The organism is Yersinia antarctica, assembly GCF_056636475.1.
Map to the genome: position 1 here is coordinate 3,681,588 of NZ_JBSJQF010000001.1, position 20,250 is coordinate 3,701,837.

Genomic DNA, 20,250 nt, shown 5'->3' on the forward strand with positions numbered 1-20,250 from the left:
GCTAACCCGTCTATAATCGGCGCCCCAAGTAGAGGAAGACCATGACTGTAACCAATTTTTCCGAACTCGATCTCGATGAACGCCTGATTGACGCACTGCGCGACAAAGGCTATGAGCGCCCTACCGCCATTCAAGCTGCGGCTATTCCGCCAGCTATGGATGGGCGCGATGTATTGGGTTCGGCTCCAACAGGTACTGGCAAAACTGCCGCCTTTTTGCTGCCTGCCTTGCAGCATTTGCTCGATTTCCCACGCAAAAAATCTGGCCCGCCACGGATACTGATCCTGACGCCAACCCGTGAATTAGCCATGCAAGTTGCGGATCAAGCCCGTGAATTGGCCAAGCATACACAACTGGATATCGCCACGATCACCGGCGGTGTGGCTTATATGAACCACGCGGAAGTGTTTAGTGAAAATCAGGATATCGTTGTTGCGACCACTGGCCGCTTGTTGCAATACATCAAAGAAGAGAACTTTGACTGTCGGGCAGTAGAAACCCTGATTCTGGACGAAGCCGACCGTATGCTGGATATGGGCTTTGCGCAGGACATTGAAACCATCGCCGCAGAGACTCGCTGGCGTAAACAAACCTTACTGTTCTCCGCCACGCTTGAAGGTGAAGCTATCCGTGAGTTTGCGGAACGCATCCTGAATGAGCCGGTAGAGTTGGAAGCCGATCCATCTCGTCGCGAACGTAAAAAAATTCAGCAATGGTACTATCGTGCTGACAATATCGAACACAAAACCGCGCTGCTCGTGCATCTGCTCAAGCAACCGGAAGTGCAGAAATCCATCATTTTCGTCAGAACCCGTGAAAAGGTACACCAACTGGTCAGTTGGCTACGTGAGGCCGGAATTAACGCCTGGTTCCTCGAAGGTGAAATGGTTCAGGCGAAGCGCACCGAAGCCGTTATTCGTTTAGGCGATGGCCGGGTTAATGTTCTGGTTGCCACTGATGTGGCTTCACGCGGCCTCGACATCGACGATATCAGTCATGTATTCAACTTTGATCTGCCGCTGACATCTGACGTCTATCTGCACCGTATTGGCCGTACTGGCCGCGCCGGGCGCAAAGGTGTTGCTATCTCATTAGTTGAAGCGCATGACCATCTATTGCTGGGTAAAATTGGCCGTTATCTGAACGAACCATTGAAGCCACGGGTTATTGATGAATTACGCCCGACCAGTAAGGCACCAAGCGAAAAAACCACCGGTAAGCCTTCTAAAAAGGTTTTAGCAAAGCGTAAAGAGCTAAAAGAAGCCAGCAAAGAGAAGGTAAAGGTTAAGGTACGTCACCGCGATGCCAAAAATGTTGGTAAGCGGCGTAAGCCAAAGGAAAAACCTGATACCAAGAGTGCTGATTGATTTAGCATTCTTGCGAAGAAGCCGCTTACAATAGCGGCTTTTTTATTATCAGCACGATGGCGACAACCTTACTGTATTTCGCACTCAAGTTGCGTTTTAGCCTATCCGGCTAATATTCTGCTACTGCTGATAAATCTCAGCGAGTTTCTTCCCGCGCAGCCAGGTATTCAATTGCTGGTGTTTTTGTTGCATTTCAGCACTTTGAATATTCAAAGGCGTCATGGCAAAATATTGTTGAAAGGTCGCCCCCTGCTTGTTGCGTAATTCAGGATCAGCACCGGCTTTTAATAGCCGCAATGCCAGATCTGGCGCATTGGTTTTGCCCGCTAAATGCAGTGGTGTATCCCCCATCCGATCAGCCATATTCGGATCGACCCCAGCAACTAACAGCAGGATAACCTGAACTCCGCGCCCCGCCATAACAGCCGCAGCCAATGGCGTCGCCAGTGTCACACTATTGCGCGCATTAGGTTTCATACGACCTTCAAGTAAAATTTGCAGGTAATGCGCATCTTGCACACTAGCCGCCGTATGCCAGGCGGTATCACCCTGCATGCCCGACTGAAATGGATCAGCATGCTCTTGCAGCAACGCCGCTAAACTTTCTGGCTGTTGGTTGAGAATAGCCCACTGCATCAGGGTTAGCGACCGATCACCTTGCTGCTGCAACAACTTTTCATTTGCTAACTGATGGATCTGTTTTACATCTCCGTGGACAATCGCATCAGCGATCGGTATTACAGTCGGATCAGTAAAAGCTGTATTAATATCTGTCATCGCCTGCCCCTCAAAACTTATTAATGGCATCAAAACACCGTAGATGGCATAACGCAAATGGCGCCTCACCCTCATTGCCAGTGTCGATTCAGGCATACTGCCGCTCCCAAGGTTGTTGTTCACTCATTGAGCTGATCACTTTATCAATACTGTGTGCCGATAAGCGGCGTTCAAGGTGCTTATGTGGCAGCCAATCATCTATCCCTGTGAGTTTGTCACTATTTGTCAGAGTGATTTTATGGCCTACCGCATCAGGAATTAACCACGTAGATTCCTGTGCATCTGTCAGCAAATCATATTGTTCGCTATAGCAGCGCACACCACCGTTTCCTGCTGAAATCCGTGCTTGAGTGGGGTCCATACCAAGGCGATTTATGGTATGGTCTGAAACACCCGCGGCATTAAATGTCACCGCAAATGTTCCACTCGCTAATGCTGCGGTCGCCGCCAAACCGCCCCCCAATGAGTGCCCGGTAATCACCAGCGCATCACCAAATGCCATTTTTGCTGTTTTCCCTACAGCAACGGCTTGATTATACTGTACATCATCGTAGCCAGTGGCTTGCCGGATGTTACTTAGCCAATCATTTACATCATTGGTACCGGCAAAGGATAAAACATACTGCTGATTATCATGATAAATCCCAGCCTGAAATCCTGAAGCACTATTAAATAAACTCGCCGGATCTATTCCCGCAGCCAGTAACTCACCATCACTCAAACGTGTAAACCCGCCGATGCTCCCAGCAGCAGGAGCGTAAACATCTTTAGCGAGTAATGCTAATGAATAGTCCCCTTGCTGTGATCCTTGTCCATTTGATATCGCAACATGCTCACTCCCCGTCGCAGATCCGTTACTTCGTGTCAGGCTAACGTTAGCTTGCATACTGTAACAAAGCTCATTACCTGCCAGCGTTGCTGCTGTATGATGAGTCGGTTGTCCCACTGAAGGCTTGTCCGCGGTGGTGACATCCCTCTTTGGCAGTTCCGATGGGTTCACTTGACTCATTAAACCTACTAATGCAGTAGGCCCAATCAAACTGACAGGTCCACTCATGCCAACTCCTTGTCGAAAGATAATCCAGATAATTAGTTCGGCGTTATGGGTTTATCTATCGACACATCGGATGAGTTCTTAAATAGAAATGATAAGATTTACTTATAAATATAGAGAAGTGTGATCGTTATCAAATTTATCGACCACTAAATAGCAGAGATGAAAAAGGGAGCCGAAGCTCCCTTAGAATTTTTGAATGACTTAAACGTTATGACAAAAATTACAGACTTTCAGTGAAAGTACGAGTAATCACATCACGTTGTTGTTCTGGTGTCAGAGAGTTAAAACGCACTGCATAGCCAGAAACACGAATCGTCAACTGAGGATATTTTTCTGGATTTTTCACTGCATCTTCCAGTGTTTCGCGGCGCAGAACGTTAACGTTCAAATGCTGACCACCTTCAACACGCACTGTTGGCTGCACTTCCAGTGGAACTTCGCGATATTCAATCTGGCCTAACTCACTGGCAGGAACTATCTGATCTTCGGCATAACCCGCTTTAGCGCAAACGCAGCGCAATTCAGATTTTTCATCATCCAACAGCCAAAAAGAGTTCAGTAAGGCTTCATTGTTAGCTTTAGTAATTTGAATACCAGTAATCATTTGGTGCCTCCATAATGCGGATATAAATTCCAAGGGGGAGAAACTATCTTGGTTATTTGGTAAAACCATTGTTGTCTTATTGTTCTGTATACCAGTCAGACCGTCGCAATTCTTTGACTTAAATCAATCTTTCGGCCATGTCAGTAATAACTCCATCGGCAAATTTATGTTTTATATCAATTTTATCAAAACGACTGACAGCAAATATTTTTGTAAATTTTCAACATTTTTTGCATAAAAAGGTCAAAAAATCATCATTACGTCACAGAGTCAGGTTTAACGGTTTCACTCACCGGTTTGAACCGGTAAGCTAACGCACATCAATACTTTGCAGAAACCAAGGAGAGTGTTTATGTCTGCCTCCCTTACCTGGCACGATGTGATCGGCCAGGAAAAAGAACAGCCTTACTTTAGAGATACACTGGCCTATGTGGCAGCAGAACGCAGTGCTGGCAAGACTATCTATCCTGCGCAAAAAGATGTATTTAACGCATTCCGCCTGACTGAATTGGATCAGGTTAAAGTGGTTATTTTAGGGCAAGACCCCTACCACGGCCCCAATCAAGCACATGGATTATCATTTTCTGTGTTACCTGGTGTGCCGGCGCCTCCCTCTTTGGTGAACATGTACAAAGAGTTGGCTACCGATATTCCAGGCTTTGAGCGCCCCAATCATGGCTTCTTGCAAAGCTGGGCCGAACAAGGGGTATTGCTGCTCAATACCGTGCTAACCGTTGAAGCAGGTAATGCGCACTCTCATGCTAACCTTGGTTGGGAAACCTTCACTGATAAAGTCATTGCAGCCCTGAATGAACATCGTGATGGGGTGATTTTTATGCTGTGGGGAGCACATGCCCAGAAGAAGGGCCGGATCATTGATACCCAACGCCACTTTATTTTAAAAGCGCCGCACCCATCGCCGCTGTCTGCCCATCGTGGTTTTCTTGGTTGTAAGCACTTTTCACAAGCAAATCAGCTACTGCAACAGCACAATCAACAAGCTATTGATTGGCAACCAAAACTACCAACAGCAGATTAAAATACCAAGATAGTTAAATAAAAAAAGGCACCCGAAGGTGCCTTTTTCACGTCAGGACACCTTAAGCTTTCGCTTTAGATACCGCAACCATTGCCGGGCGTAGCAAACGGCCATTTAGCGTATAGCCTTTTTGCATCACCATCATCACATGATTTGGTTCATGATCAGCAGATTCAAGCATCGTCATTGCCTGATGAACATCAGGATTAAACGGCACATGGGTATCAGCGACAACCTCAATGCCGAATTTACCTACTGCATCGAGCAGTGATTTCAGCGTCAACTCGACACCTTCAATCATCGAAGTCAGTTCGGCATTGCTTTTATCAGCAGTATCCAGTGCACGTTCCAGATTATCGATCACTGGCAATAATTCAGATGAAAATCTTTCCAGTGCAAACTTATGCGCTTTTTCAACATCCAATTCAGTACGACGACGGATATTCTCAACTTCAGCCTTAGCGCGTAGCAAGCTTTCGCGCTCACGCTGTACGGCTGCAGCCAACTGCGCTTCAAGCTCGGCAACACGCGGATCTACACCTTCACCCGTCTCTTGTGTCGCTTCCACTTGCTGCTCTGCTGCATTTTCCATTTCTTCCGAGACTTGCTCGTTTGGTGTTTTCTGTTCTTTACTACTCATGGATATCTCCGCGTTTTAGCATTAATCTCGCTACTTGGCTTATTATGGGGATCAAAACCGGGGATTCAAGGGAACCGGTCATAATGTGGGGTAAAAGACACCCCAGTAAGGAAAATCACGGCAATGAATAATAAAAGATTCAATTGTATTGGTATTGTCGGTCACCCACGGCATCCGGCTGCACTTGCCACCCATGAGATGCTCTACCACTGGTTAAACGCCAAAGGTTATGACGTGATGGTTGAACAGCAGATCGCCAAAGATCTAAATTTAACCGATGCCATTACCGGCAGCTTGGCTGATATTGGCCAAAAAGCCGATTTAGCCGTGGTGGTCGGGGGCGACGGCAATATGCTCGGTGCCGCGCGAGTACTCGCTCGCTATGATATCAAAGTCATCGGTGTCAACCGAGGCAATCTGGGCTTTCTGACTGATTTGGACCCGGATAATGCCCAACAACAACTTTCAGATGTACTGGAAGGCGAATACCTAAGCGAACAACGCTTCTTACTAGAAGTACAAGTGACTCGTACCAATCAGCAAAGCCGCATCAGCACAGCAATCAATGAAGTGGTTTTGCATCCGGGTAAAGTGGCACATATGATTGAATTCGAAGTGTATATCGATAACCGCTTCGCTTTTTCTCAACGTTCAGACGGCCTGATCATTGCCACCCCTACCGGCTCGACGGCTTATTCGCTCTCGGCTGGTGGTCCAATCCTCACCCCCACCCTAGACGCCATCGTATTGGTCCCGATGTTCCCACACACTCTAACCGCCAGACCTCTGGTCATTAATAGTAGCAGCACCATCCGATTGAAGTTTTCGCAAATCACCAGCGACCTGGAAATAAGCTGTGATAGCCAGATAGCACTACCGATTCAGGAGGGTGAAGAAGTATTAATTCGCCGTAGTGATTTTCACCTTAATCTTATTCATCCAAAGGACTACAGTTATTTCAATACGTTAAGTACAAAACTAGGCTGGTCGAAAAAATTATTCTAAAAAGTGCCGCAAGGACTTTACTGTATATAAAACCAGTATATACTGTATTCAAATACAGCCATGTGTTTATGTACAGGAGATTTACCATGCTGGCCCAATTAACCATCAGTAATTTTGCAATTGTGCGTGAGTTAGAAATCGATTTTCAACCCGGGATGACAGCAATTACTGGCGAAACAGGGGCAGGTAAATCTATCGCCATAGATGCATTGGGGTTATGCCTTGGTAGCCGCTCAGATGGCAGCATGGTGCGTTTAGGTGCAACGCGTGCTGATATTTGTGCTCGCTTTTCACTGACAGACACCCCATCGGCCCGACAGTGGTTGGAAAATAACCATCTTGATGACAGTAATGAATGCCTATTGCGGCGGGCTATTGGAACCGATGGCCGCTCAAGAGGCTTTATTAATGGTACGGCAGTCCCCCTGTCACAACTGCGAGAGTTAGGCCAACATCTCATCCAGATTCACGGCCAACATGCCCATCAGTTGCTATTAAGACCAGATCATCAAAAACAGCTATTAGATGCCTACGCAGACCATTCTGCTTTGCTGAGCGAAATGAAAACAGCCTATCAAATCTGGCACCAAAGCTGCCGGGCACTGGCACTCCATCAACAGCAATCTCTGGAACGTAACGCCCGAAAGGAATTATTGCAATATCAGTTGAAAGAACTAAATTCATTTGTCCCACAAGCGGGGGAATATGAACAAATTGATATCGAATATAAGCGTTTGGCAAACAGTGGGCAGTTGTTGTCACTCAGCCAACAAGCCTTACAATTGCTGTCGGATGATGAACAGAATAACATTCTCAGCCAGCTCTTCTCAGCCAAACACCAGTTAACCGAACTGGCTGGCATGGATGAACAATTTAATAATTTATTAAATATGCTAGAAGAGGCTTCTATCCAAATCAGTGAAGCCAGTGATGAGCTACGCCATTATGCGGAGCAATTTGATATGGACCCTAACCGTTTGTATGAATTGGAACAACGGTTATCTCGTCAATTAAATCTGGCCCGTAAACACCATGTAGCACCAGAAGAGTTACCCTTGTTTCACCAGCAATTGCTGGATGAGCAAGAACAGCTGTCACGGCAAGAAAACGACCATGAGCAACTCAGCCACGCGGTAAATACTCACTATCAACACGCGTTAGAGATAGCTAACCGGTTGCACCAAGAACGCCAGCATTATGCTGATGAATTGGCCGCGCTAATTACCGAAAGCATGCATCAATTATCAATGCCACATGGCCAATTCACGATTGACACCCATTTTGAGCCAGAGCACCTCAGTGCTGAAGGGGCGACCCGCATTGAGTTCTGCGTCACTACCAACCCAGGTCAACCGCTACAAGCACTGGCCAAAGTCGCCTCCGGTGGTGAACTGTCTCGCATCGCATTGGCGATTCAGGTGATTACAGCGCGTAAAATGGATACTCCTGCGCTTATCTTCGATGAAGTTGATGTTGGTATCAGTGGACCAACGGCAGCCATAGTGGGCCGCCTGTTGCGTCAGCTTGGTGAATCGACTCAGGTTATGTGTGTGACCCACCTTCCACAAGTTGCGGGTTGTGGCCATCAACATTTCTTTGTGAGTAAACAAACCGATGGCACTGAAACCGAAACCCATATGCATCGGCTAGATAAAAAAGCCCGCTTGCAAGAGTTGGCGCGCCTTCTGGGCGGCAGTGAAGTGACGAAAAACACCTTGGCAAATGCAAAAGAATTGCTCGCAGCATAGAAAAGATTAACTTTTTTCCTTTCCAGAGGTCATACAGGTGCCCTGTAAAGGTTTCCAACTGCTGCAAGGTCTATTATCATCGTCATCCTACGCCCTAAAGGAATGTGATTACTATGCGCTGTAAAATGCTGACTGCCGCCGCTGTGATGCTTGCAATGCTTACTGCGGGTTGTTCAACGCTGGAGAAGGTGGTCTACCGGCCTGATATTAATCAGGGTAACTATTTATCACCTAATGACGCGTCCAAAATTCATAAAGGTATGACCCAGCAACAAGTGGCATATACCTTAGGCACACCAATGCTACAGGACCCGTTTGGCACCAAAACCTGGTTCTATGTGTTCCGCCAACAACCTGGCCACCAGAAAGTAACACAACAGACGTTGACGTTGACCTTTGATAGCAGCGGCGTGCTGACTGATATCAAAAACGAACCAACATTAGCAGGAAATTAATTTATCCGAAGATTGCAGAACAGATGAAGGGAACGAATACTGATTATGGTTTTAGGCAACAAGCCGCCTAATGCTTATGCAACCATAGGATGGCGTACGCTTTTTCTTCGATAGCAGTTCAGGGCTACAATAAAAATAAGGCACAGACGGTGCCTTATTTTTTTGCCTGTTCGGCGCGTTGTCGGCGTAACTCTTTAGGGTCTGCGCTCAGAGGGCGATAAATCTCAACACGATCACCCGTGGAAAGCTTATCTCCCAGCTTTACCGGGCGGCTGTAAACACCCACTTTATTTTTTGTCAGATCAATATCTGATCGTAACTCAAGTAAACCTGATGCTTTGATAGCATCCTCAACAGTACTACCAGCCTCAAGTGAAACAGTCCGCAAATATTGGCGTTCAGGCAAGGCATAAACCACCTCAACGCGAATCTCAGACACTGTATACCTCTTTAGCACGTTGAGTGAACGCCTGCACCATATTGCCAGCTAATTCCTTGAATATTTTACCAAAAGCCAACTCAATCAGCTTATTGGTAAATTCAAAATCCAGGTGCAGTTCAACTTTACAAGCATCTGCACTTAATGGGGTAAAATGCCATCCGCCCATTAATTTCCGAAATGGCCCATCTACCAATTGCATATTAATGCTCTGGTTATCAGTCAATGTATTGCGTGTAGTAAACGTTTTACTGATACCAGCCTTGGCGACATCAACTGCGGCCGTCATTTCATTTTCAGTAACATCAAGCACCCGGCTGCCGGTGCAACCAGGCAAAAATTCTGGATAAGAGCGAACATCATTAACCAGTTGATACATCTGTTCTACGCTAAACGGAACCAACGCAGAGCGGCTAATCTGTGGCATAACATTTCCTGTGAGACATAAAACGCGCTGATAATACCATTTATCTACCGCCAGACAAAAATCTGCTAGGCATTCTACGCAACAAATGAGACAAAATGCACAGGCATCCTGCGGGAAAGGATTTCATTCGCCTCCGCATACAGTATAATGATCAATACTATGACAAAGAAAAAAGCATACAAACCCGGTTCCGCAACCATTGCGCAAAATAAACGAGCCCGCCATGAATACTTCATTGAAGAAGAGTTCGAAGCGGGTCTTGCGCTGCAAGGTTGGGAAGTAAAATCTCTGCGTGCTGGCAAAGCCAACATTAGTGATAGCTACGTAACCTTTAGAAATGGCGAAGCCTTCTTGTTTGGCGCCACCATTACGCCGTTGAACGTTGCGTCGACTCATGTTGTCTGCGAGCCAATGCGTACCCGTAAACTGCTGCTAAACAAACGCGAGCTGGATTCGCTGCTCGGTAAAGTTAATCGCGACGGTTTTACCGTAGTTGCCCTTTCCGTATATTGGAAAAATGCTTGGGTTAAAGTTAAAATCGGTGTCGCAAAAGGTAAGAAAGATCACGATAAACGTGATGACATCAAAGATCGTGAATGGCAGGTCGATAAAGCCAGAATAATGAAACACGCTAACCGTTAAGTCTCTGGCTTATCAGCGTATAGTTCTGGTATACTATAGAAGTTCTTTGGGGCTGATTCTGGATTCGACGGGATTCGCGAAACCCAAGGTGCATGCCGAGGTGCGGAGGCCTCGTAAAAAACCGCAAAAAAAATAATTGCAAACGACTCGCAATACGAATCTGCTGCTTTAGCAGCTTAATCAGCCTAAGAAACTGAAGGTTCCCTCTCTCCCTAGCCTCCGCTCTTAGGACGGGGATCAAGAGAGGTCAAACCCAAAAGAGCTCGTGTGGAAACCTTGCCTGGGGTTGAAGCATTAAAACTAATCAGGATAGTTTGTTAGTGGCGTGTCCGTCCGCAGCTAACCGGCGAATGTAATGACTGGACTAAGCATGTAGTGCCGACGGCGTAGTAATTTCGGACGGGGGTTCAAATCCCCCCAGCTCCACCAAATAATGATCCGGGTATTACCAGATAAGTCCGGAGAAGTACGGAAAGCCCACATCCCACCTAGGTTTGCGGGCTTTTTTGTGTCTGTAGTAGTCCGAGAGTATCCGCCTGAATCCAGAGATAATTGGTACACGTTTAGGTACACGCTATAATGTGTACCAATAATCGTGTACCAATTATGGAAGAAAGCTAGCTATGGCGCGCCTAACACGCCCCCTGTCCCACAATGAAATCCTCAAAGCCAAGCCTCAAGACAAAGACTACACGCTGCACGATGGCGACGGTCTGTTCCTCCTGGTCAAGACCAGCGGCAAAAAGCTGTGGCGGTTACGCTACCAACGCCCAGGTACTGACAAGCGAACCAACGTGAGCCTAGGTGCCTACCCTGCCCTCTCGTTAGCCGATGCCCGACAGATCCGCGATGAAAAGCTTTCGCTGCTTGTTCGCGGCATCGACCCTCAAGCCAAAGACGCCGAAGAAACCGAACAGAAGCAGATCGCACAGGAAAGCATTTTCCTTAACGTGGCAAAGCAGTGGTTCGCATTAAAGCAAGCCCACGTGAGCGCGGATCACGCGAAAGATATCTGGCGTTCTATCGAGAAAGATATTTTGCCTTCCCTGGAGAATGTCCCTGTTCAGGAAATTAAGGCCCGTTTGCTAATCCAGGTGCTGGAGCCTATCAAAGCGCGTGGAGCTTTGGAGACAGTTCGCCGATTGGTGCAGCGCATCAACGAAATCATGATCTACGCCGTCAACACCGGCTTGATTGAGGCGAACCCTGCCTCAGGTATTGGTAATGCGTTTGAACGCCCTAAAAAGCAGCATATGCCGACTATACGCCCTGAAGAGCTACCGAAGCTGATGCGGACTATCTCGATGAGTAATCTATCGATACCAACGCGCTGTTTGCTGGAATGGCAGTTGCTAACTCTGATACGCCCTGCAGAAGCCTCGGCAACCGCATGGGCCGAGATCGATATAGAGAAAAGGGAATGGTGCATACCGGCAGAACGGATGAAAGCAAAGCGCGATCACATTGTTCCTCTCTCAGATCAGGCATTATCAATACTTAAGATAATGGAACCAATAAGTGGTAACTGTGTGCATGTATTCCCAAGTCGTAACGACCTACGCAAGCCTATGAACAGCCAAACTGCAAACGCAGCTCTTAAACGTATAGGCTACGGTGGAAAATTAGTTGCACATGGTTTACGTTCTATTGCTAGCACTGCTATGAATGAAGCTGGGTTTAAAGCTGATGTGATTGAAGCAGCATTAGCTCATAGTGATAAAAATGAGGTAAGACGAGCTTATAATCGCTCTACATACTTGGAGCATCGTATCGAATTAATGGATTGGTGGGGGAGGAAATGCGTACAAGCCAAACTAGAATTTTAACAGTGATTTCTGAAAGTTAGTACCATTCTGTAACGGAATTTTTTATTTAACAGGAGTGGAAAATGGATCTGGACTTTTTTAAAAACTCATTAAAATATAATGCATCATTAACAATAATTGGTGTCATTATCTTATATCTGCTAAAACCCATTTTCGAAAATGTTGACTTCATTTCAAATAATCCAATGACTACATTGTTATTCTTTGTAATAGCAATAAATTCCTGCCTGCTTGTTGCACTATACAATAATAAAAACAAGAAAATCACAAAAAATAATAAAAGTGCCTTACAATCTGGAGTTTCCAATAATAGCATAAGCGGAAACAAGGCAAGAAATATAAACATCAAAGCTACTGAAATCATAAATGATAATAAAATAGATAATAATGAAGTCGAGGGTGACATTACCATTGGGCAAGGCTTTAAAAATGGAAAATAATGAAAAATTGCAAATTTATGATAATGAAATAAATGATAACAGTCCTGGTAGGGATCTTAACATTGGAACAAACATTAGTTTTAATGAAGTTAAGACAAAAAGTAACGCTCTTTCTAATTTGCTAATAAGATCTAGGCAGCTTTGCGAAACAGATCAAGAATATCGGTATATGCTTGAAGAATTACCACGCCAATTCCCAAACGAAATGCAACAAAGTGACCCACCGGTCAGGTACGGATAAAATAGCCGTATTGACCCTGTCGGAGACCCTGTTGCATGAAGGGAAAACATTTGACTCAGCATGAGCGCTTTTACATCGAAAAACGAAAAGCTGAAGGCGTTAATCAGTCCTGCATTGCCAGAGAGCTCGGCGTCTCTCGCTCTACGCTGAGCCGGGAGCTCAGACGTAATACGGACCCCGCCTTCAACGGACTTTACTCCTCCAGACGCGCTGATGCCTTAGCCAGACAACGGCGGGGCGCCACCTCGGCACACAATGCCTGTGTCCCTCTGGGCCAGCAGACACAAGACTTTCTCCGGCAGGCGCTGGCTGTACATACCTCCCCTGAGGTTATCTCTGGGAGACTGAAAATCCAGTTTGATATCGCCGTCAGCAAAAATACCCTCTACCGCTATATCCGTTCGGACAGACAGGCTGGCGGTAAGCTTTACCTTCAGCTCCCTCACCGGGGTAAACGCTATCGCTATGATACGGGTGAGCCCGGACGCACGCCCATCCCGGACAGGGTTGGCATTGAGCACAGGCCTGCTGAGGCTGAACTCAAACAGGTTCCCGGGCATGTTGAAATCGATACGATTTTTGGCAAAGACCAGAAGTCATTCCTGCTGACGGTCGTGGACAAAGCCACAAAGCAGGTCATTATCCGTAAACTCCCCAATAAGTGCGCTGAGAGCGTCGTGGAAGCGTTCAGGGACATCGTGGCGAATACTTTCTGTGAGTTTAAAACCCTGACGGCAGATAACGGACCCGAGTTTGCGAAACATAAGGACATCACTCAGGTAACGGGCGCAAAGGTTTACTTTGCCCGGCCTTATCATTCCTGGGAGCGGGGGTTGAATGAGCATACCAACGGTCTGATACGGCGGTTTTATCCGAAAGGAACCGATTTTAATGGCGTCAGCGATGAAGATATTGCGAGACTGGAGCACATCCTCAACACTCGGGGGCGCAAATCTCTGGAATACAGCTCACCGAATGAGGTATTTTTAGAGTATCTACTCGCTGCATAACGCATGATGGTTTGTTGCGTTTCGTTCGGGAATGGGGCATCAGCTAAAATACAGCCCCCGAGAGGGGTATTCTGTTCTGCATTATCTTTAGTGCTTTTCTTTGCGCTCATGCTTTAATCCTCTGCAATAATCAGTTCAGGTTTTACTCGCATGCTGCCATCGGTGTTATTTAATAGGATCGTGCACCGTGACCAACCGGCTACCGTCAGTAAAAATTGCCTCAACCTGAACATTCGGAATCAGATCAGCTACCCCGTCCATCACATCATCTTTAGTGAGAACTTTGCTGGCTTCTTTCATGACATCTTCTACCGATTTGCCATCTCTGGCCCCTTCCATTGCAGTCACGGTGATGATAGAAACGGCTTCGGGATAATTGAGTTTCAAGCCACGCGCTTTGCGTTTGAACGCCACATCAGACAGCGTGTAGATCATGAGTTTTTCAACTTCTCTTGGGGTGAGCTGCATAAGCCCTCCTGTATGGTGTTAAGAAAGTGAAAGTGAGAAAAACAACCTACTAGCTCTATAACTGCTAGCCCTCTAATTTGCCTTGTCAGTAAAGGGTTATCCCTTGTTATTACTGATAAAATAGGCTTTTGATGCCAGTTAATTAGTATATTTCAGAATTTAAGCGCATCCTCCTGCATATCTTGTTAGATTCTTCATTTGAGTTCTGATTTTGCGTTTTAACCACCCTCAATATGCTGCCCGACATTTGCGCTGCAACTTAAAATATCGAAAGAACGACTGCCGCCCGTTATACAGCAAGATATTACAATCGTGTATAAAGGTGTTATCCCGCTGGATTGATTTGTATGATGAATTTTTGATGGGTATTTTTTACCGCTTTTAGTTATGCCAATCAATAGGTGAATGGCATCCGCTAATATTTTTTTACTAAAACAGAAAAGGATTACTGCATTTATCCACAGTAAACAACAAACGGATGAATCGATTAAACGTTTGCTTCCCATAGCTAACCAATCCCTTATTCAGCGCTCAGTTTCGGTATGTTCTTTTTGTAGCATAGATAATTATAAATCAATATGTTGCTATAAAAAAAACACCTCTAACCAATATAGACCAAAAACTGGAAAATTCATCATTAATTACCAACTTGATAAAAAACACTGTAGCGATGAGGGTAGGGTAATTAAATGTAATTGAAAATCAATTAGTTAGGTGTAAAATGATGCGGGTTTATATTCATCACAAATAAAGAACACCAGAACTCCCACCAAAATAGATGTTAAGTCGGCATGCTGAGACAGAAACAAAATCACACAAACCCTAAGGGGTGTTAGCCTGATAAGAATACGTTAAAATACTAATCACTGTGTATAGAATAGCCACCTACTTCAAGTTAATATTGAACGCTATCTCAATTTATTTATGTAAAGTTATCTTACCGTGATGTTAATTATCATCTCCACTGTATAACCCCGCGTTTTTATCATTATTTAAACAGAACATGATCCTAATCAATAATTCTATTTTCACTTGGAAATAAAACACCTCATACATTGAGTGACTATCACTCTAGATAATTATTTAATCGATTACATTTTAATTTACCGTTATTAACTCATCCTGTTTTTATCAATGCCAAACCAATTTGAGACTTAACCACTGGTTTTTGATAAAGAGGGATTTTACTTTCACGCTCTGGTATCCATATACGTGAACACACCTTTTCCAATAAGAATTTATTGTGGCTGAAAACAATGAGCCCCAATGGGCGGTGTGCCGCTTCGTCTAATAAAACGCGCCAAATTTGTGCCTGAACATGTGCATCCAGTTGTGCCGTTACTTCATCGGCAATCAAGTATCGGGTGCGCGGATCCAGTGCCCGCAATAGTGCGATACGCGCCAACTCGCCCCCCGACAATTCATCAGGCCGGCGCTTCAACCAATCAGGATTAACGGCCATGCGCTCAAGCCAATGTGCTGCGGGTCGCCAGGCATCATGCAAGCTCTCCCCCGTAGTCCGGTAAGGATTGAAACTTTGTTCTGGATGCTGTGGCACTAACTGAATAGGACAATAACCTTTTTTTGCCAGTGGCGCGCCACCGAGCAAAATCTGGCCGGAAGTGGCTGACTGCCATTGTGCTAATACCCGGCCAAGGGTCGTTTTACCAAAACCACTGGGAGCCGAAATACCTAAGCGCTCTCCGGCTGTTAGAGAAAATGAGATACTATCCCACAACAGTTTGCCACCTTGAACCACCGTCAGATTATCGACACTAAACATATTCGCCCACCTCCGACAAGGCTATGTGCTGACTGACAAATTGTTGCTCCGGTAGCGCCGCCCATAGTGACTGTAGCCAGGGGCTACCACCGTTATTCTTCAATTCTTCAGCACTCAGCGTCTCATGTAGCTTACCCTGATGTAACACCGCAATCTTATCGGCAAAACGTGCCGCCAATGCCAGATCATGAGTTACCCATAAAATGCCCCGCCCTTGTTGGCAAAAAGCCCGCAGGTGAGTCAGTAACTGGCAGGCATGCTCGTCATCGAGCCACGAGGTCACTTCATCAGCCAAAATATAGCGGGCATTGGTCAGGGTGGCACAACTGGTCAGCACCCGTTTTGCCATGCCGCCAGAGAGTTGGCGAGGGAAGTCATGCACCAACCCTGGCGCAAGATTGTAGGTTTGCAGTTGCATTGCCACATCTTCTAGCCGCAGTTTTACACCACTAAGCTGCGCGGCGCGGGTCATTTGTGAGCCGACTTTAATTAATGGATTTAGCGCGCTGACCCCTTGAGGGACGTAACATAACGTTTTTCCGCGCCGTTCAATTTTGTCTTGGGCGCACAACACCTCACCATCAAGGATAATCTCGCCATGACAACGCATATTGTCTGGCAATAAACCCAATGCACTTTGTAACAACAGACTTTTGCCTTCACCGCTACCGCCAACTAACGCCACCAGTTCCCCCGGATTCACCTCCAAAGAAATATTACTCAGCAGAGGATGCCAGGTTTTTCGCCCCAGCCAGCGGTAATGAGCAACATCAATAGCAAATTTTGCAAATTTCAACATCAGGTTATCCTCACCCAGAGTTGTTGCAGCGACCGGACAAACTGGTCAAATACTAATACCAATCCCACCAAAATCAGGCCAGGGAAAAAAGCCAGCCACCATGCCCCACTGCTCAGGTAACGCAGTGCATCCGCTAATAAGATCCCCAACGACGGCTCATGAGGTGACAGCCCAAACCCAAGAAAACTGAGCGCTGCGCTGTGTAACACCGCATGGGGAAACATCAACAGTGTGCCAACAATCCATTGTGGCAGTAATAACGGTAGCAGATGATGACGCCAACGGTAAAAATTACTGTTACCCAACCGATGAGACAACATCACATAATCAGTCTCGCGAATACGTAAGATTTCTGCGCGTAAAATCAGGGCAAGCTTTGGCCAATGGGTGAGGGCTACCGCCAGAATAACGCCTTGTTTCCCGCCCCCCAAAGTGAAGCAGATCAGCACCAATAACAGCAAGTGGGGCAATGCCAACATACTGTCAATTAATCCGCGAATGATATAATCCAGCGTTTTATTGATAGCACACAAACTGGCAGTGAGCATCGCCAGCAGCCCACTGGCAAAAGCAGCAATCAGGCCAATTTGTAAACTGGTTGTCATGCCCTGAAAACAGCGCAACCACAAGTCGCGCCCCAGACTATCAGTACCAAACCAATAAGCCGGTGATGGCGGCTGGCGGCGCGCCATCAGATCCATCGGAACTTCAATGGGATAAATAACCCAGCCATAAACAATTAAAATGAGTAATAGCGCCAATGAAACGAACAGCCGAAACAACGCCCGGTTTGGGTTATAAGTCATAATTGCCGCGCAGCTCCCCTATTTAAGCGGTGTAACAGTGCGTTGGCAACGCTGTTACCGCAAAAGACCAATATGGCGCAAAACATGACGATCCCCATCAGTAACGGAATATCGCCGTGAAGCCCGGCATCAATAGTGGCTTGCCCTAAGCCGGGATAGGCAAAAACTTTCTCCGCTAATAGCGAGCCACCCAGTAATTCCCCCACAGAGGCAAATTGCAGACAAAGCGCTGGCGTAATGGCATGGCGTAAAATATGGAAGTGAACCAATGACCAGCCCTTATCTCCCTGAGCACGTGCATAGCGGATAAACTCGCTATTCATCACCTCAGCAACCCTGGCGCGGGTATGCAACGCAATATTGCCAACCCCCAATAATCCCAAGGCCAGCATCGGCAGAATGAGATGACGCAGTTTGTCGCTCCAACTGGCTGTTTCAGCATTGCTTCCAGGTGCCCATGCACAGCAAATCGGCGCCCAATTCAGCTTCACCGCAAATAATGACAGCAACAATAAACCAATCCAGAAAGTGGGTAGCGAAGCTAATAAATATGACAGGGTTGAGATCAAACGATCAGGCCAGCGATTAAGATAACGCCCCGCAGTCAGCCCCAGCAGTAGCCCAACAATGCCGGAGAATAGCCATGCCGAAAGCAGTAACGCAAACGAGGTGGCAAAACGTTCACCAATGACCTGTGAGACCGGCGCGTTATACAGCATGGAGTAACCCAAATCACCTTGCAAAACCTGAGTAAACCAATGCAGAAAACGCTGCCACAAAGGCAGATCCAACCCCCACCGCGCCGCAATCAGCGGATATTGTTCCGGTGGAACATGCAGCAGCTCACTGCCAATATAGGCGCGTATTGGGTCTACCGGGGAAAAACTCAGCAGCGTAAAAGTGCCTACTGCGGTGATTAGCAGCAGGCAAATTAAACGCAGAGTAAATAGCGAGACCCCCTTCATTACTGACAGGTCCATTTCCAGCTATCCAGGCTATTAAGCAGTGACCAGGAACCATGGATTTCCGGTGCCCCCTTACCTAAATCAACGCAATCATTAGCCAGGTAAGTATGCTGAATATTCAATAACCACGCCCACGCCGCATCACCGCGAATACCGGCACCGGTCGTTCCATCCCAATCAACCTGTTGCCAAAATGGCACTGCTTGTTCCCAGGTTGGCGCATCCAGTGCCTGTTGCAGATGTTTATCAACTACCGGATTCTGGTAGTAGCCTGGATTATAATATTCAACACCGGCAGCTTTACTGCTGTAGTGATGGTACAGCTCCATGGGATCAAGGCTACCCCAGCCAAACAACGTGGGGTTAGCATGCATATTACGTTCAACGGTTTCCCAGCTACCGGATTTCAAATCAACATCAACACCAATAGGTTTCAGCATCGAACGCAGCGCCTGGGCTAAATCGCGGCGCGTAGTATCACCGCTGGTATACCAAAGCGTGATTTTGGCCGGCACCCCACTTTTTTCTCGAATACCCTCACTGTTCAGCGCCCAACCGGCCTGTTCTAATATCTGTTTGGCTTTTTCGCTATCACCATCTTTAATGGCCGAATCTGGGTTATTCCATGGCAGCCCCTGTACACCTGTATAGGCAGGAATAGCATGACCCTCCATAATTTGGTCGGCCAGGAGTTGGCGGTTAATGGCATAGTTAATGGCACGGCGGATAGCAACATCAGCCGTTACATCATTACCAATCGGATAACCCTGAGCATCTTTCTTACCCGCCGGAGTGGTCGGGAACACGATGCCACGGTTTTCTACACTTGGCCGCACCCATAACTTCATGTTATTGACCGGACCTGCCGCCATCGATGGTGGAATGCGGACGACCCCTAACTGCCCACTTTGCGCCGCGGCAAAGGCACTGTCTTCATCAAGAAAAACAAAAATCAGTTTATCGAAATCATTCTTATTACCGGCATAATGAGGATTGGCTTCCACGATCATTTGCTGACCAGGTTGGAAGCTCACCAAACGGTACGGGCCAGCACCAATAGGGTTTTGTGCATAGGTTTTGGCATTATATTTATCAGCAGAAACGATCCCCAGCGATCCCAACACATTTACAAAAGTACTTTGTGGCGCTTTCAATTGGATTCGAATATTGAGGGGATCGATTTCTTCGGCGCGGAGGAAATTACCCATATCGACTTTACCGCCACTGGCAGCAGCATTGTTATAGGTAAACACCACATCTTTGGCCGTCAGAGGAGATCCATCAGAGAATTTGAGGCCCGGCTTGAGCGTCAGAGTCCAGGTTTTACCGTCGTTGCTGGTTTTATACTGGCTCAGCAGAAAATTATTCCAGCTAAGATCTTCATTTTGTTTTAGCAATGGGCTATGCAATAGCAGATAACTGCCATGACTCCAGCCTAGCATTGGGTCAAAGCCTTCGGTGGGTTCATCACCGATAGCCAGTTGCAGTGTATGTGTTGCGGCACTAACGGGAACAGAAAAAACACTGAGTAGGGCGGCTGTGAGTAAGGTAGTTCGGAGCCATAGACGTTTAGACATGAATCATCCTTTGATAAATTAGCCAGTGCATATAGGGCATTGCCTGTCAGGCAAAGATTCAACAAATAATTAAGCGTAGCACTAAACATTAATATGGGTAATAGATGTCTTTTTTAGTATTAAAGACCAATTTCA

General features: G+C 46.5%; 23 protein-coding genes, 1 other RNA gene and 1 pseudogene. 11 read left to right on the top strand and 14 right to left on the bottom strand.

Going from position 1 to position 20,250, the window contains the following annotated elements; genetic code table 11:
• Window positions 1-41 precede the first annotated feature (41 nt).
• Window positions 42-1,367: an ATP-dependent RNA helicase SrmB gene (srmB, locus tag ACWJJO_RS17035; protein WP_005188653.1), complete on the top strand. Its 1,326-nt coding sequence runs from the start codon at window positions 42-44 to the stop codon at window positions 1,365-1,367.
• 120 nt (window positions 1,368-1,487) lie between these two features.
• Here the strand turns inward: srmB and ACWJJO_RS17040 are convergent, their stop codons facing one another.
• The 3 genes from ACWJJO_RS17040 to grcA form a co-directional block, all read right to left on the bottom strand.
• Window positions 1,488-2,144 carry an ankyrin repeat domain-containing protein gene (locus ACWJJO_RS17040; protein WP_083164120.1) on the bottom strand — a complete coding sequence of 219 codons (657 nt, stop codon included), beginning with the start codon at window positions 2,142-2,144 and terminating at the stop codon, window positions 1,488-1,490.
• An 88-nt stretch (window positions 2,145-2,232) separates the two neighbouring features.
• Entirely contained in the window at window positions 2,233-3,201 is a 969-nt protein-coding gene (locus ACWJJO_RS17045) for a Tle-like phospholipase domain-containing protein (RefSeq protein ID WP_083163118.1), read from the bottom strand.
• 220 nt (window positions 3,202-3,421) lie between these two features.
• On the bottom strand, window positions 3,422-3,805 hold the full coding sequence (gene grcA / locus ACWJJO_RS17050) for an autonomous glycyl radical cofactor GrcA (protein ID WP_005188661.1): 384 nt from the start codon (window positions 3,803-3,805) through the stop codon (window positions 3,422-3,424).
• Between the two features lie 352 nt (window positions 3,806-4,157).
• On the opposite strand from grcA, the gene ung reads away from it, so the two are divergent.
• Entirely contained in the window at window positions 4,158-4,844 is a 687-nt protein-coding gene (gene ung, locus ACWJJO_RS17055) for a uracil-DNA glycosylase (protein WP_372569481.1), read from the top strand.
• Between the two features lie 61 nt (window positions 4,845-4,905).
• On the opposite strand, the gene grpE is transcribed toward ung, so the two are convergent.
• On the bottom strand, window positions 4,906-5,484 hold the full coding sequence (gene grpE / locus ACWJJO_RS17060) for a nucleotide exchange factor GrpE (RefSeq protein WP_083163114.1): 579 nt from the start codon (window positions 5,482-5,484) through the stop codon (window positions 4,906-4,908).
• A gap of 123 nt (window positions 5,485-5,607) precedes the next feature.
• Between grpE and nadK the strand changes: the two genes are divergently transcribed.
• The 3 genes from nadK to bamE all read left to right on the top strand — a co-directional run bounded on the left by nadK (window position 5,608) and on the right by bamE (window position 8,692).
• Window positions 5,608-6,489, top strand: coding sequence for an NAD(+) kinase (gene nadK, locus ACWJJO_RS17065; RefSeq protein WP_083163112.1), 882 nt, complete (start codon window positions 5,608-5,610; stop codon window positions 6,487-6,489).
• 86 nt (window positions 6,490-6,575) lie between these two features.
• Window positions 6,576-8,237 (top strand): DNA repair protein RecN, encoded by a 1,662-nt coding sequence (recN, locus tag ACWJJO_RS17070; protein WP_442847607.1) that lies wholly within the window; start codon window positions 6,576-6,578, stop codon window positions 8,235-8,237.
• A gap of 113 nt (window positions 8,238-8,350) precedes the next feature.
• Complete coding sequence (bamE, locus tag ACWJJO_RS17075; RefSeq protein WP_083163108.1) at window positions 8,351-8,692, top strand: outer membrane protein assembly factor BamE; 342 nt, start codon at window positions 8,351-8,353, stop codon at window positions 8,690-8,692.
• A gap of 154 nt (window positions 8,693-8,846) precedes the next feature.
• On the opposite strand, the gene ACWJJO_RS17080 is transcribed toward bamE, so the two are convergent.
• Together ACWJJO_RS17080 and ACWJJO_RS17085 are read right to left on the bottom strand one after the other, a co-directional pair.
• Window positions 8,847-9,131, bottom strand: a complete 285-nt coding sequence (locus ACWJJO_RS17080; RefSeq protein ID WP_083163106.1) for an RnfH family protein — start codon at window positions 9,129-9,131, stop codon at window positions 8,847-8,849.
• Entirely contained in the window at window positions 9,124-9,558 is a 435-nt protein-coding gene (locus ACWJJO_RS17085) for a type II toxin-antitoxin system RatA family toxin (RefSeq protein WP_005188672.1), read from the bottom strand. The genes ACWJJO_RS17080 and ACWJJO_RS17085 overlap by 8 nt, the downstream gene beginning before the upstream one ends.
• Window positions 9,559-9,717: 159 nt before the next feature.
• Here ACWJJO_RS17085 and smpB point away from each other — a divergent pair, with 159 nt between their 5' ends.
• The 6 genes from smpB to ACWJJO_RS17115 all read left to right on the top strand — a co-directional run bounded on the left by smpB (window position 9,718) and on the right by ACWJJO_RS17115 (window position 13,717).
• Window positions 9,718-10,200, top strand: coding sequence for an SsrA-binding protein SmpB (gene smpB / locus ACWJJO_RS17090; protein ID WP_049608454.1), 483 nt, complete (start codon window positions 9,718-9,720; stop codon window positions 10,198-10,200).
• 48 nt (window positions 10,201-10,248) lie between these two features.
• Window positions 10,249-10,629: a transfer-messenger RNA gene (ssrA, locus tag ACWJJO_RS17095) on the top strand.
• A 194-nt stretch (window positions 10,630-10,823) separates the two neighbouring features.
• Entirely contained in the window at window positions 10,824-12,026 is a 1,203-nt protein-coding gene (locus ACWJJO_RS17100; protein ID WP_481091285.1) for an integrase domain-containing protein, read from the top strand.
• Window positions 12,027-12,088: 62 nt separating this feature from the next.
• On the top strand, window positions 12,089-12,466 hold the full coding sequence (locus ACWJJO_RS17105; protein WP_481091286.1) for a hypothetical protein: 378 nt from the start codon (window positions 12,089-12,091) through the stop codon (window positions 12,464-12,466).
• Window positions 12,456-12,707, top strand: a complete 252-nt coding sequence (locus tag ACWJJO_RS17110; RefSeq protein ID WP_481091287.1) for a hypothetical protein — start codon at window positions 12,456-12,458, stop codon at window positions 12,705-12,707. Before ACWJJO_RS17105 ends, ACWJJO_RS17110 begins: the two co-directional genes overlap by 11 nt.
• Before the next feature lie 35 nt (window positions 12,708-12,742).
• Complete coding sequence (locus ACWJJO_RS17115) at window positions 12,743-13,717, top strand: IS30 family transposase (RefSeq protein ID WP_481091069.1); 975 nt, start codon at window positions 12,743-12,745, stop codon at window positions 13,715-13,717.
• 32 nt (window positions 13,718-13,749) lie between these two features.
• On the opposite strand, the pseudogene ureB reads toward ACWJJO_RS17115, so the two are convergent.
• From ureB to ACWJJO_RS17155, 8 genes and pseudogenes are all read right to left on the bottom strand, one after another.
• A pseudogene (ureB, locus tag ACWJJO_RS17120) lies at window positions 13,750-13,827 on the bottom strand (urease subunit beta); the annotation flags it as partial.
• 55 nt (window positions 13,828-13,882) lie between these two features.
• Window positions 13,883-14,185, bottom strand: coding sequence for an urease subunit gamma (locus tag ACWJJO_RS17125; RefSeq protein ID WP_002215288.1), 303 nt, complete (start codon window positions 14,183-14,185; stop codon window positions 13,883-13,885).
• A 218-nt stretch (window positions 14,186-14,403) separates the two neighbouring features.
• Complete coding sequence (locus tag ACWJJO_RS17130; protein ID WP_227746584.1) at window positions 14,404-14,691, bottom strand: hypothetical protein; 288 nt, start codon at window positions 14,689-14,691, stop codon at window positions 14,404-14,406.
• Window positions 14,692-15,302: 611 nt separating this feature from the next.
• Entirely contained in the window at window positions 15,303-15,968 is a 666-nt protein-coding gene (locus ACWJJO_RS17135; protein ID WP_481091288.1) for an ATP-binding cassette domain-containing protein, read from the bottom strand.
• The gene (locus ACWJJO_RS17140) at window positions 15,961-16,767 is read right to left on the bottom strand and encodes an ATP-binding cassette domain-containing protein (RefSeq protein ID WP_083163051.1); all 807 of its coding nucleotides are present in this window, start codon (window positions 16,765-16,767) and stop codon (window positions 15,961-15,963) included. The genes ACWJJO_RS17135 and ACWJJO_RS17140 overlap by 8 nt, the downstream gene beginning before the upstream one ends.
• Window positions 16,767-17,573 carry an ABC transporter permease gene (locus ACWJJO_RS17145; RefSeq protein ID WP_481091289.1) on the bottom strand — a complete coding sequence of 269 codons (807 nt, stop codon included), beginning with the start codon at window positions 17,571-17,573 and terminating at the stop codon, window positions 16,767-16,769. Before ACWJJO_RS17145 ends, ACWJJO_RS17140 begins: the two co-directional genes overlap by 1 nt.
• Window positions 17,570-18,538 carry an ABC transporter permease gene (locus ACWJJO_RS17150; RefSeq protein WP_083163047.1) on the bottom strand — a complete coding sequence of 323 codons (969 nt, stop codon included), beginning with the start codon at window positions 18,536-18,538 and terminating at the stop codon, window positions 17,570-17,572. Before ACWJJO_RS17150 ends, ACWJJO_RS17145 begins: the two co-directional genes overlap by 4 nt.
• Window positions 18,538-20,115, bottom strand: a complete 1,578-nt coding sequence (locus ACWJJO_RS17155) for an ABC transporter substrate-binding protein (RefSeq protein WP_481091290.1) — start codon at window positions 20,113-20,115, stop codon at window positions 18,538-18,540. Before ACWJJO_RS17155 ends, ACWJJO_RS17150 begins: the two co-directional genes overlap by 1 nt.
• Window positions 20,116-20,250 lie beyond the last annotated feature (135 nt).